Raw genomic sequence first — 12041 nt, forward strand, 5'->3', positions numbered from 1 at the left:
GGAACCGACGTGAAGGCGGATGCACGCCAGGTCGAACTCAGTGTGAAGCGGCACCGGAATAGCGGCGGATGAAGGCCATCGTGTCGGCCAGCACCGGGGCCCTGTCCTTCAGCGGGCCAAAAGCCAGCAGCAGCTTCTCGTGGCCCAGCGTCGGATAGAGCTTCAGTTCCACTGGCTCGCCTTGAGCCACGTAGCGACCCTCCAGGGAGATCGCTTCCGACGGGTAGACGATCGTGTCTTTCTCGCCCTGCAGGAGGAGGGCGGGCGGCTCGTCGCCATCGACGAAGTTGATGGGTTGGGATCGTCCCTGCTCGTCGGGTGTGCGCCCGAACATGTCGTAGAACTCGGGTTCGTCGAAGGGAATGAAATCGTAGGTGCCCGCAACACCGATGAAGCCGGCCAGGTCCCTCGGCTTCATCCCGACGGCTGCCAGCCACTGTTTGTCCATGGCCAGCATGGCGGCAATCTGCCCGCCCGAGGAATGTCCCATCACGAACAAGTGCGACGGATCGCCGCCGAACTCGCTCGCATGGTCCCGTGCCCAGCGAACCGCCTCCGCGCCATCGTGAAGGAAGCCATCCCCTCGCGTTCGAGGCCACAGGCGAACGTCGGCCACGATCGTTACCACGCCTTGCGCCGCCAATGCCTCGCCCATCCAGCGGAACCACTGCCGTTTGCCGCTCTTCCAGCTGCCGCCGTAGAAGTAGACGACGACGGGCGCGTTTTCGGCGCGAGCTCGCGCGTAGACATCGAGCGCCAAGGTGGACGACGTGTCGTAGGTGATGTTCCGGTGCGAGACGACATCGTTCGCAGGCTGGCGAAGGTTCACCGTCCCGAAGAAGGCGGCCTGGCACCCGGCGAGAAGCGCGAGAAGGAAGATAAGGGTGGCACGAACGATCATCCGCCTAGTCTAGGCGAGGAGGCCATGCCATCGACGTTAGAATGCGCGCATGACCGACATTCGCACGATCCTGCGCCAGGCGACGGAAGCCCTTGGCGACCGCCTCGAAGCCGAGCTGCTGCTGGCACACGCGTTGGGCGTCAATCGCGCGTGGTTTTTCGCTCACGCGGACGACCCGTCGGACGACGTCACATGGGAAGGGTTCCAGTCGCTCGTGCGTCGCCGTGTCGCCGGTGAACCCATCGCGTACATCACCGGCACGCGTGACTTCTGGTCGCTGACGCTCGAAGTGTCACCGGCCACGCTGATCCCGCGGGCAGATACCGAGCTGCTGGTCGAGCTTGCGCTCGAGAGGCTGCCCCAGGCGGGACGCGTTGTGGATCTCGGCACCGGCAGCGGGGCGATCGCACTGGCGATCGCGAAGGAACGTCCGGACGCCACCGTTTTCGCCGTCGATGCCAGTGCCGACGCACTCGCTGTCGCTCGTCGGAATGCGCAACGCCTGGGGCTGGAGCGCGTTACGTTCGCACACGGTGACTGGCTGGCACCCCTCGGCAACGAGTGCTTCGACCTGATCGTGAGCAACCCGCCGTATATCGAATCAGACGACCATCACCTTGGCGAAGGCGACCTTCGTTTCGAGCCGCTCGGCGCGTTAGCCTCGGGGCCGGACGGCCTTGATGACATTCGCCGCATCGCCGCAGCGTCGGTGCCCCGGCTCGCGCCGGGAGGCTGGCTGTTGCTTGAGCATGGATGGAACCAGGGAAAAGCCGCGCGCACGATACTGGCGGGGGCGGGCTTCCTGGATACGTTCACCGCCCAGGATCTCGAACAGCGTGACCGCGTGAGCGGCGGCCGCAAAAAACCCTGAGCGAATCGAGCCCTGGAGCGCGAGATCAGCCCGCGCTGGCCACGGCGCTCGCAATGAACTGCGGGAACCGCGTCACGATGGCATGGCGGATCTGCGGCAGATCAAGCCCGGCCATGGTCAGCACTTCCTCGCGGCTGCCGTGTTCCAGATAAACATCCGGCAGGCCGAGATGGAAGATCGGCAGGGTCACGCCATTGGCGGCCAGCAACTCGGCAACGCCGGCACCGGCACCGCCTGCGATGGCGTTGTCCTCGATGGTGACAAAGGCCTTATGCGTACGCGCCATCTCGAGGATCAGTTCCTCGTCCAGCGGCTTGACGAAGCGCATGTTGACCAGCGTGGCATCCACTTCGGCGGCGATCACCGCAGCGGGCGCGAGCATGGTGCCGAAGGAAAGGATCGCGAGCCCGTGATGACCACGGCGACGAACTTCAGCCTTGCCGATCGGGAAGGTTTCCAGCGCTTCGACCATCTTCGCGCCCGGGCCGGTACCTCGCGGGTAACGAATCGCGGCAGGCCCGTTGTAGTGGAAGCCGGTGCTGAGCATGCTCCGGCACTCGTGCTCGTCCGCCGGCGCCATGATCACCATGTTCGGCAGGCAACGCATGAAGGAGAGATCGAAGCTGCCCGAGTGCGTGGCGCCATCCGGTCCGACCACGCCCGCGCGATCGATCGCGAAGGTCACGTCGAGGTTCTGCAGGGCGACGTCGTGGATGGCCTGGTCGTAGGCGCGCTGGAGGAAGGTGGAGTAGATGGCCACCACCGGCTTCGCACCTTCCACGGCCATGCCCGCTGCCAGCGTCACCGCATGCTGCTCGGCGATCGCGACGTCGAAATAGCGTTGCGGATATTCCTTAGAAAAACGGACCAGGCCGGAGCCTTCGCGCATGGCCGGCGTGATGCCGAGCAGGCGCTCGTCCGACGCGGCCATGTCGCACAGCCAGTCGCTGAAGATGTCGGTATAGGTCGGCTTGGCCGGGGCGCCCTTCTTCACGAGACCGGCGATGGGGTCGAACGGGCCGACGGCGTGGTATTCGATCGGGCCTTTTTCGGCTGGCTCGTAGCCCTTGCCCTTGGTTGTCATCACGTGGATGAGTTGGGGGCCGGGGAGGTCCTTGACCGTTTCCAGTGCCTGGACCAGCTGGATCATGTTGTGCCCGTCGATCGGGCCGGTGTAATGGAAGCCGAGCTCCTCGAAAAGGGTCGACGGTACGAACATGCCCTTGGCGTGTTCTTCCCAGCGCTTGAAGAAGCGGCCGAAGAAAGATTCGCGCGGCATGGCTTTCTTGGCGCGTTCACGCCACGCATTGAGCGTGCGGCTGGACATGGCGCGGGCCATCATCTTGGTCATCGCGCCGACGTTTTCGCTGATCGACATGCCGTTGTCGTTGAGGATCACCAGCATGTTCGGCTCGACGTCACCGCCGTGGTTCAGCGCCTCGAATGCCATGCCGGCGGTCATCGCGCCGTCGCCGATCACGGCGACGACCTTGCGGTTGTCACCGCGCCGCTGCAGCGCGATGGCCATGCCCAGCGCGGCCGAGATCGAGGTCGAGGAGTGGCCGACACCGAAGGTGTCGTACTCGCTCTCTTCGCGGCGTGGAAAAGGGGCGAGGCCGTCCTTTTTCTTGATCGTCGTGATCCGGTCGCGGCGACCGGTGAGGATCTTGTGCGGATAGCACTGGTGACCGACGTCCCAGACCAGGCGGTCGCGTGGGGTGTCGAACACGTGGTGCAGGGCGACCGTCAGCTCGACCACACCCAGGCCCGCGCCGAAATGGCCGCCCGACGAGGCGACGGCCTCGATCAGGTAGCGGCGCAGTTCGTCGGCGATTGCCGGCAACTCGTCATCCGGAAAGCGTCGGAGGTCCTCCGGCGATTCGATCTGCGCCAGATAAGGGTAGCGGGAGAGGTCGTTCATGCCCCTATTGTTCGCTTACGGACGGGCCGGGGCAAGGGACGGGGTGTGAATCTTTGCGGGCAAACTGCGGCCGGGCTCAGGCCGGGCGGCGGTCGCGCGGCAGGTGACCGACCAGAAATTCCATCTGGTCCGCCAGGATATTGCGGTTGGAGAGGATCAGGTGCTCGACCCAGCTTGGGCGGTAGGGCACGGCCAGCAGCGGCATATTCGCTTGCTGCGGCGTGCGGTTGCTCTTGCGCAGGTTGCAGGCCAGGCAGGCGCTCACCACGTTCTCCCATTCGTCCGCACCCTTCTTTGAGAGGGGCAGGACATGGTCGCGGGTGAGCTCGTGGCGGGTGTAGTGGTGGCCGCAATACAGGCAGATATGGCGGTCTCGGGCGAAGAGGGCGGTGTTGGTGAGGGCCGGCGCCGGGTCGATGGCGTGTTCGCGGCAGTGGCCTGTGCTGGCAACGATAGGATGGAGCTCGAGACTGCTCTGGAGTCCACTGGCACGGCTGAGGCCGCCGTGGACGGTCAGACAGGGGTCGCCGAGTGTCCAGGCGACCACGCCACGGACATACAGGCAGACGGCGTCCTGCCAGCTGATCCAGTCCAGGATACGGCCTGCCGCATCAAGGGAGAGCACGCGCGTGGTATTCAGCGCGGTCACCCTGGGCAGGTCATCCTGAAGCACTTCCATCGTCATCGTGTCTCGTCCTTCACGTAAGCGAAAGAGCGTTCCAGCCAGTCGAACTCCGTGCGGATCGAGGATCCGATCCGACCCCACAAGGGGCGTTGACCCGAGCATAGCCCATTATTGCTACAGAAAAGCACCGCCGCGGCCCGCTTCTTGCGGGGCTGTCCGGGCCGCGAAGCGCTGATATAGTGGGGGTTCGATAGAGTCCCGACGGGTTTGGAAGGGGGGCCGGGGTGGCTTCCCAGGTCCGGCGGGTATTGAGAGGGTTTCACTGTGGCAGAAGTGCTTTTCTACGAGCGTCCGGTTCCGCTGAACCGCACCGCACACCGCGACCTCCGCATCAAGGCGGTCAACAACATCCGTTTCGCCGCCACCGCGCACTCCGTCCCGTTGACGGGCGTCGAGTTCGCGCCCGCCGCGCGTGACTTCCCGATCCTCTTCGCCGGCAACACGATCGAGGAAGCGGGCCCGATGGCCCTCCTCGGCCTCCGTCAGGGTGAAAACCTGCTGGTCGGCGAGAACGGCTTCTGGGAATCGGGCCTGTACATCCCGGCCTTCGTCCGCCGCTACCCGTTCGTGCTGGCTGAAAAGCCGGTCGGCGCCGAGGGTGACGACTTCACCGTGTTCCTCGACGAAGCCTACGAAGGCTTCAACGAGACCGAAGGCGAGCGCCTCTTCAATGAAGACGGCACCGACGCACCGGCCCTGACCAACGCCGTGAAGTTCCTCGGCGAGTTCCAGGACCACGTCGCCCGCACGCAGTGGTTCATGGGCAAGCTTCGCGAGCACAACCTGCTTGAAGAGCGCACCATCACCCTGCAGAAGGAAGGCAAGGGCATCAACCTCAACGGCCTCTTCGTGATCAACGAAGAAAAGCTGCGCACGCTCGACGAGAAGGTGGCCCACGAGTTCCTTCGCGAAGGCGCGTTCGGCTGGATCTACTCGCACCTCGTCTCGCTGGCCAACATCGACCGCATGGCCGCGCGTCTGGATGCACGTGAATCCAAGGACGAGCCGGCCAAGGTCTGATCGACCCCGGTTCGTGCGAACGAAAAGGCCACCCTCGGGTGGCCTTTTTTGTGGTTCATCGCTGATGACCGGGGGAGGCTCGCACGAATGTGGGAGCCGCTTCAGCGGCGATGCTCTCCTCAGCGCACCGGCTTCGCCAACCGCATCAGGTCGGTATCGAAGCCATGTGAAACATAGAGGTCCCGCGCCTTCTCATTGCCCGGCAGCACGGCCAGCGTCACGAACTGGCAGTGATGTTCCTTCGCCCAGCTATCGGCGTACTCGAGCATGAATTTGCCCGCGCCCACGCCTTCGTATTTCTCCGCCACCGCAATATTGGCGACGTGGCAGTTATCGCGATGGGTGAAGAAATCCTTGGTCTTCTGCAGCTGCAGGAAGCCTACCTTCTCGCCGTCCTCGTTCTCGACGACGAAGATGTAGCTGTTCGGCGGCTGGTCGTCGAGGTGATGGACCAGATCGGCCTCGATGCCCTTCAGGCAATCGGTGCGCGTTCGGCCATTGGGCAGCGGGAAGCTGATAAAACGGGGCACCAGGTCCAGGATGAAATCGTCGTCGTCGCTTTCGGCGAGACGGATCAGGAACGGGGAGTCGCTCATCGTATCGGGCACCGTCGCAGCTGAAGGATTCCGGAAAGAGTCTGTTTTCTACACCTTCGCGCTGGCCGACGGAAGCCCCGGTGGCCCGGACGGCGGCGAACAAGGGAATGTGGGAGCCGCTTCAGCGGCGAAAAGCCAACGCAGCGGTTTAGCCGCGAGGCCTATCGCCGATGAATCGGCTCCCACATGGGGCATCGCCGCGAAAGCGGCTCCCACAACAGCCGGGGCTTAGAGCAGTTCGGGCAGGGTCGCCACGCCGGCTTCGATCGCGGCCTTGTGCACGTGGATACGCGGCAGGATGCGGGTGAAATAGAACGTCGCGGTGTCGCGCTTGGCCTGCTTGTCGTTCGCGGAGAGCGAGGAGGTGCTGGCCGCGAGCACGCTGCGCGCCCAGAAATAAGCCAAGGTCACGTAGCCGGAGAAGTAGAGGTAATCGACGGCGGCGGCACCGAGCTCTTCGGGATTTGCCTGGACCCGCTGCGCGATGGCTTGGGTCACGTCGCCCCAGGTCTTCGTCGCCACGGCGAGTGGTCCGATGAAGGCCTTCACCGCGTCGGTTTCCGCGTTGGCCTGGCAGAAGGCGGATATCTCGCCGAGGAAGTGCTTCAGACCGGCGCCCTGCAGCTGCATGATCTTGCGACCGAGCAGGTCGAGCGCCTGGATGCCGGTGGTGCCTTCGTACAGGGTAATGATGCGGGCATCGCGGACAAACTGTTCCATGCCGTGCTCGGCGATAAAACCGTGGCCGCCGAAGATCTGCAGGGCTTCCTTGGTGCACTCCTGCGCCGCTTCGGTGAGCAGGCCCTTCGCGATCGGAATGAGGAAGGAGAGTAGTTCGCCGGCGGTCTTCCGTGCCTGCGGATCGGCGTCGCGGGATTCGATATCGCTCTGCAGGGCGGCGTATGCAGCCAGTACGCGGCCGCCTTCGACGAAGGCCCGCTGGGTCAGCAGCATGCGGCGGACGTCAGGGTGTACGGTGAGCGGGTCGGCTGCCTTATCGGGGAATGCCGGGCCTGACAAAGCGCGCATCTGCAGGCGCTCGCGGGCGTAATTGAGGCTGTTCTGCAGCGCGCGTTCGGAGACGGCCAGGCCCTGGATGCCGACGGCAAGACGCGCCGCATTCATCATGGTGAACATGGCCATCAGGCCCTTGTGCGCCGGCCCGATCAGCCAGCCCTCGGCACCGTCGAAGTTCATGACGCAGGTGGCGGAGCCCTTGATACCCATCTTGTGTTCGATGGCGCCGGCGGCGACGGCGTTACGTTCGCCAAGCGAGCCGTCCGCCTTCATTTTGAACTTGGGCACGACGATCATCGAGATCCCGCGGCTGCCGGCCGGGGCATCCGGCAGTCGAGCCAGAACGAGATGGATGATGTTCTCGGAGAAATCGTGCTCGCCGGCGCTGATGAAGATCTTCGTGCCGGTGACACGGTAGCTGCCGTCAGCCTGCGGCTCGGCGCGGGTCTTGAGCAGGCCAAGGTCCGAGCCGGCCTGGGGCTCGGTCAGGCACATCGTGCCCGTCCAGCGACCCTCGACCAGCGGCTTGAGAAAGGTTTCCTGCTGCCACTCGGTACCGTGATGCTCCAGGGCGTCGGTAGCGCCGTGCGAGAGCAGGGGATAGATGCCCCAGGCCAGGTTGGCCGAATCGATCATTTCCTTGGTCATGGCGCCGAGCACGGCGGGCAGGCCCTGGCCGCCGAACTTCTCGCGCGCCGTGAGGCCGGCCCAACCGCCTTCGGCGTACTGGCGATAGGCTTCCTTGAAGCCCTTCGGTGTGGTTACCGACGCGGTGGCCTTGTCGTAATGGCAGCCTTCCTGGTCACCCGAGGCGTTCAGCGGTGCAAGTACCTGCTCGTTGAAACGCGCGGCCTCTTCGAGCACGGCGTCGAGCAGGTCGCGCGAATGGGCCTCACCGCCCTCGAGCTTGCCGAGCACGGTATCGGCACTGAGCACGTCGTAGAGGGCGAAGCGCATGTCGTTGAGGGGGGCTTTGTAGATCGTCATCGTGAATCCTGGCAGGCGCGGCAAGCGCGGCTATGGAGTAATCAGGGAGAGCGGTAGGTATCGGGAATGCCGGGTACCGGCGAGAGCCAGTTCTTGCCGTGCACGTCGAACGTGCGCGACTTGTCCTCTTTTTCCGGGGTGGCCGAGATGCGGCCGTCGATGGCATAAGGCAGGGAGCCGTTGCTGCCCTTGGCGGCGAGTTCGGCCAGCGCCTTGGACATCTCGGCCGTGGGCAGGATGTCGATGACGGTCACGTCTGCAGCGAAGGAGGGGATGTCCTGGTCGATTTTCGCGTCCATCAGCACGCCGCCCAGATCGCCGACGCGCAGCGTTCCCTGGAAGCGGTCGAAGGACATGCCGCCGTAGCTGTTGTTACGCAGGCGCAGCGTCACATGCCAGGTATCGCCCGGTTTGGCGCGTACGTCCTGCAAGGTAACCGCTGGTGGATAGACGCTTTTTTTCTCGGGGCCACAGGCCGCCAGTAGCGCTGTCACGGCCAGCAGCGCCGCGCGGAAAAGCGTGATGCGAGCGATCGGGGTCATTCCCTGGATTTCCGGCAGTGGGTGTCGAACAGTCGTTCGATGGTAGCGCCGGCCGGGCCCCGCGCGCGAGACGTGCGTTTCAAACGCGGTTCCCAAGGGCCGGTCGAGCAGGCATCATCCGTACTGACCTTTCTGCGTGCTCTCCCATGACCCGACGTATCGCTGCCCGACGCTCTCCCATCCACGGAAATGGCGTTTTCGCCACCGCCCCGATCAAGTCCGGTGACGAAGTCGTCGAGTACAAGGGCGATCGCATCACCCACGCCCAGGCGGACAAGAAGTACGGCGACGGGGGCGAAACCGGCCATACCTTCCTGTTCACCCTCAACGAGCGCTTCATCGTCGACGGCAACAGCAACGGCAACACGGCGCGCTGGATCAACCACAGCTGCGATCCGAACTGCCAGGCCGTGATCGAGGAAGCGGTCGAGGGGAAGCCGTCGAAGAACGACCGCGTGCTCATCGAAGCCATCCGCGATATCGCACCGGGTGAGGAGCTGACGTACGACTACGGCATCACGCTGGACATGCCGCACACGGCGCGGCTGAAGAAGGTCTGGGCCTGCCTGTGCGGCTCGCCCGACTGCATCGGCACGATGCTCAAGCCGAAGCGCAAAGCCGCCTGAGCCCTCCTCCGGCACGGATGCTCCCGCAACGTGCCTGGTAGGAACCGTTCATCGGTTAGAAGCTCCTTCACGTTTGCCCACGAAGCGCCAACACGGGCGCGACGCCGCCCTCATGCCACGGTTTCCATCCTCGGCTTACTTTCCGAGGAGAACCCGCATGACAGACAAACAGCTCAACGGCCGCCGCATCGCGGTCGTGGCCACCGATGGCTTCGAACAGTCCGAATTGACCGAACCCAAGCGCCTGCTCGAGGCGGCCGGCGCGACCGTTGACGTGATCTCGCCCGGCGACGCCAACGAGATCAAGGGCTGGGACAAAAAGGACTGGGGCAAGTCCGTAAAGGTCGATGTGCACCTGGACAAGGCCGATGCCGGGAAGTACGACGCGGTCGTCCTGCCGGGCGGCGTCATCAATCCCGACAAGCTGCGCACCGACGAAAAGGTCCTCGATCTCGTCAAGGCGATTTCTGCCGCGGGCAAACCGGTCGCGGCCATATGCCATGGCCCCTGGACCCTGATCAACGCTGGCCTGGTAAAGGGCAAGAGAATCACCTCCTGGCCCTCGCTCAAACAGGACCTGGGCAATGCCGGCGCGACGTGGGAAGACAGCCAGGTCGTCCAGGACGGCAACCTCATTACCAGCCGTAAGCCTGATGATATCCCTGCGTTCACGGATGCCTTGATCAAGCTGCTGGCTGCCTGACAGCTCCGGGTGGGAGCCGCTTCAGCGGCGACGCCCTGCGTCAATCGTCCTCGATATGCGGCTTCCACTGCTCCGCCAGCTTCCGTTGCACCCCGGCAGGCACCGCGTCGTAATGGCTGAACGCCATCGCATAACGCCCCTGTCCGCCGGTCATGGCCTTCAGCTGCGTCGAGTAGTCCGTGAGTTCCGCGAGCGGCACGCGAGCCTTGATCAGCGTCTCGCCGCCACGTAACGAATCGGTGCCCATGATGTGCGCGCGCTTCGATGCCAGTCCGCCCGTCACGTCGCCGACGTAGCGTTCGGGAATCGATACCTCGAGGTCCACGACAGGTTCCAGCACCTGAGGATGCGCACGCGATACAGCGTCGAGGAACGCCTTGCGACCCGCGCTGATGAAGGCGACTTCCTTCGAGTCGACGGGATGATGCTTTCCGTCGTACACGATGACGCGAACATCCTGGATCGGATAGCCCGCGATCGCGCCGCCATCCAATGCCTGGCGCACGCCTTTCTCGATAGCCGGCATGAACTGGCCGGGAATCACGCCGCCCTTGGTCTCGTCGTCGAACACGAAGCCCCTGCCACGTTCGAGTGGCTCGACGCGCAGGAAGACTTCGCCGAACTGCCCGGCGCCGCCCGTCTGCTTCTTGTGCCGGTGGTGGCCTTCGGCACCGGCGGCAATCGTTTCCCGGTAGGCGATGCGCGGTGGATGGGTGATCACATCGACGTCGTAGCGCGCCTTCATCCGTTCCAGCATGAGTTTCAGATGCAGGTCGGACAGCCCGCGAATCACGGTCTCGTTGAGTTCCTTGTGATGTTCGACCCGAAAACAAGGGTCTTCCTCGGCGAGTTTCGAGAGTGCCTGGGAGAGTTTCTGTTCCTGCCCTTTGTGCGCTGGCTCGACCGCGAGGCCGAACATCGGTGCCGGAAATGCGGAAGGTTCGAGGTGGATTCGCGACTCGTCGGCAGCGTCGTGAAGCACGGCATCGAAATGGATGTCTTCGATCTTGGCAACCGCGGCAAGGTCGCCGGGCAATGCTTCGTCCACCTCGATATGCTCGCGCCCCTGCAGACGGAACAGATGGGCGACCTTGAACGGCTTGCGACCGTCGTCGACGAAAAGCTGGGCATCCTTGCGCACCGTGCCCTGCCAGACGCGAAACACGCCCAGCTTGCCGACGAAGGGATCGTTGACGATCTTGAACACGTCGGCGACCACATGGCGCGAGGCGTCGGCAGCGACGTCGAACGGCGCGCCGGCATCGTCGCGGAACGGCGGCGGGTTGGTCTCGGTCGGGCAGGGCAGGATACGTTCAACCAGCTCCAGTAACTCGGTGACGCCGATTCCATCGCGAGCACTCGTGAAGACGATCGGTACGAGATGTCCGTCTCGCAGGCAGTGTTCGAGGGCGCCGCGTATTTCGGTGGCGGACAGCGCGGACTCGCCGGCTTCGAGGTAATGCTCCATCACCTCGTCGTCGATCTCGACGACCTGGTCGATGATGCGCTGGTGGGCCTCCCCGGGTGATGAGAAGTCGGTGTCGCCCGCGGTCTGGAAAAAAGCGTCGCGTACCGAATGTCCTTTCGACGCGGGCAGGTTGAGGGGCAGGCATTCGTTGCCGAATTCCTCGCGGATCGTATCGACCAGCCCGGCCAGATCGAGACCTTCTGCGTCGATCCGGTTGATCACGACGATGCGCGCCATGCCGCGTTCCTTTGCGTGGGCCATCATCGTGCGTGTGCCGTGCTCGATGCCGTTCGCACCGTTGACCACGATCGCCACGGTGTCGACGGCAGCCAGGGCGGCGAGCGCGGGTCCGCGGAAGTCGGCGTATCCGGGGGTGTCGACGAGGTGGATGCGGTAACCGTTGCGTTCGATCGAGACGATCGAGGTATCGATGGAGTGGCCCCGTGCCTTTTCCATGGGATCGGTGTCTGAGACCGTACTGCCGCGTTCGACGTTGCCCGGGGTGGTCAGTGCGCCGCCGGCGTGGAGCAGGGCTTCGAACAAGGTGGTCTTGCCTGCGCCGGCGTGGCCGGCAAGGGCGAGGCTGCGGATGCGTTCCGTGGATGGCGACACGATGCGACCCTCCTTCTCAAGGTCGTCCGGGCAATCCGGACGCTCATGGCGGTGGTGGTTCAGGCGCGCCAACGCCACTTCCAAGGGTTCTC

Annotated in this window: 11 protein-coding genes; 4 read left to right on the forward strand and 7 right to left on the reverse strand. The window is 64.3% G+C overall.

What is annotated here, in order from left to right; genetic code table 11:
- Nucleotides 1-37: 37 nt before the first annotated feature.
- Nucleotides 38-901: an alpha/beta hydrolase gene (locus tag ACVWWJ_RS04760; RefSeq protein WP_456966957.1), complete on the reverse strand. Its 864-nt coding sequence runs from the start codon at nt 899-901 to the stop codon at nt 38-40.
- A gap of 49 nt (nt 902-950) precedes the next feature.
- Here ACVWWJ_RS04760 and prmC point away from each other — a divergent pair, with 49 nt between their 5' ends.
- Nucleotides 951-1772: a peptide chain release factor N(5)-glutamine methyltransferase gene (prmC, locus tag ACVWWJ_RS04765; protein ID WP_456966958.1), complete on the forward strand. Its 822-nt coding sequence runs from the start codon at nt 951-953 to the stop codon at nt 1770-1772.
- A 25-nt stretch (nt 1773-1797) separates the two neighbouring features.
- Here prmC and dxs read toward each other — a convergent pair whose 3' ends face one another.
- Both dxs and ACVWWJ_RS04775 read right to left on the reverse strand, forming a co-directional pair.
- Nucleotides 1798-3693, reverse strand: a complete 1896-nt coding sequence (gene dxs, locus ACVWWJ_RS04770) for a 1-deoxy-D-xylulose-5-phosphate synthase (RefSeq protein WP_456966959.1) — start codon at nt 3691-3693, stop codon at nt 1798-1800.
- A gap of 76 nt (nt 3694-3769) precedes the next feature.
- Nucleotides 3770-4372: an HNH endonuclease gene (locus ACVWWJ_RS04775; protein WP_125903167.1), complete on the reverse strand. Its 603-nt coding sequence runs from the start codon at nt 4370-4372 to the stop codon at nt 3770-3772.
- A 270-nt stretch (nt 4373-4642) separates the two neighbouring features.
- Between ACVWWJ_RS04775 and ACVWWJ_RS04780 the strand changes: the two genes are divergently transcribed.
- Entirely contained in the window at nt 4643-5398 is a 756-nt protein-coding gene (locus ACVWWJ_RS04780) for a SapC family protein (RefSeq protein ID WP_159893591.1), read from the forward strand.
- 119 nt (nt 5399-5517) lie between these two features.
- Here ACVWWJ_RS04780 and ACVWWJ_RS04785 read toward each other — a convergent pair whose 3' ends face one another.
- The 3 genes from ACVWWJ_RS04785 to ACVWWJ_RS04795 form a co-directional block, all read right to left on the reverse strand.
- The gene (locus ACVWWJ_RS04785) at nt 5518-5994 is read right to left on the reverse strand and encodes a GNAT family N-acetyltransferase (RefSeq protein ID WP_159893589.1); all 477 of its coding nucleotides are present in this window, start codon (nt 5992-5994) and stop codon (nt 5518-5520) included.
- A 228-nt stretch (nt 5995-6222) separates the two neighbouring features.
- Nucleotides 6223-7998: an acyl-CoA dehydrogenase C-terminal domain-containing protein gene (locus ACVWWJ_RS04790; protein WP_456966960.1), complete on the reverse strand. Its 1776-nt coding sequence runs from the start codon at nt 7996-7998 to the stop codon at nt 6223-6225.
- Between the two features lie 41 nt (nt 7999-8039).
- Nucleotides 8040-8540 (reverse strand): hypothetical protein, encoded by a 501-nt coding sequence (locus ACVWWJ_RS04795; RefSeq protein WP_159893585.1) that lies wholly within the window; start codon nt 8538-8540, stop codon nt 8040-8042.
- Nucleotides 8541-8686: 146 nt separating this feature from the next.
- Between ACVWWJ_RS04795 and ACVWWJ_RS04800 the strand changes: the two genes are divergently transcribed.
- On the forward strand, nt 8687-9166 hold the full coding sequence (locus ACVWWJ_RS04800) for an SET domain-containing protein-lysine N-methyltransferase (RefSeq protein ID WP_159893583.1): 480 nt from the start codon (nt 8687-8689) through the stop codon (nt 9164-9166).
- 157 nt (nt 9167-9323) lie between these two features.
- On the forward strand, nt 9324-9869 hold the full coding sequence (locus tag ACVWWJ_RS04805; protein WP_456966961.1) for a type 1 glutamine amidotransferase domain-containing protein: 546 nt from the start codon (nt 9324-9326) through the stop codon (nt 9867-9869).
- A 40-nt stretch (nt 9870-9909) separates the two neighbouring features.
- Here ACVWWJ_RS04805 and fusA read toward each other — a convergent pair whose 3' ends face one another.
- Nucleotides 9910-11949, reverse strand: coding sequence for an elongation factor G (gene fusA / locus ACVWWJ_RS04810; protein WP_456969658.1), 2040 nt, complete (start codon nt 11947-11949; stop codon nt 9910-9912).
- Nucleotides 11950-12041: the final 92 nt, after the last annotated feature.

The sequence above is a fragment of the Luteibacter sp. HA06 genome (assembly GCF_054061215.1).

Excerpts from the sequence above, each read along its gene's own strand:
- ACVWWJ_RS04760 (WP_456966957.1), bottom strand. The coding sequence starts at position 901 with ATGATCGTTCGTGCCACCCTTATCTTCCTTCTCGCGCTTCTCGCCGGG.
- prmC (WP_456966958.1), top strand. The coding sequence starts at position 951 with ATGACCGACATTCGCACGATCCTGCGCCAGGCGACGGAAGCCCTTGGC.
- dxs (WP_456966959.1), bottom strand. The coding sequence starts at position 3,693 with ATGAACGACCTCTCCCGCTACCCTTATCTGGCGCAGATCGAATCGCCG.
- ACVWWJ_RS04775 (WP_125903167.1), bottom strand. The coding sequence starts at position 4,372 with ATGGAAGTGCTTCAGGATGACCTGCCCAGGGTGACCGCGCTGAATACC.
- ACVWWJ_RS04785 (WP_159893589.1), bottom strand. The coding sequence starts at position 5,994 with ATGAGCGACTCCCCGTTCCTGATCCGTCTCGCCGAAAGCGACGACGAC.
- ACVWWJ_RS04790 (WP_456966960.1), bottom strand. The coding sequence starts at position 7,998 with ATGACGATCTACAAAGCCCCCCTCAACGACATGCGCTTCGCCCTCTAC.
- ACVWWJ_RS04795 (WP_159893585.1), bottom strand. The coding sequence starts at position 8,540 with ATGACCCCGATCGCTCGCATCACGCTTTTCCGCGCGGCGCTGCTGGCC.
- ACVWWJ_RS04800 (WP_159893583.1), top strand. The coding sequence starts at position 8,687 with ATGACCCGACGTATCGCTGCCCGACGCTCTCCCATCCACGGAAATGGC.
- ACVWWJ_RS04805 (WP_456966961.1), top strand. The coding sequence starts at position 9,324 with ATGACAGACAAACAGCTCAACGGCCGCCGCATCGCGGTCGTGGCCACC.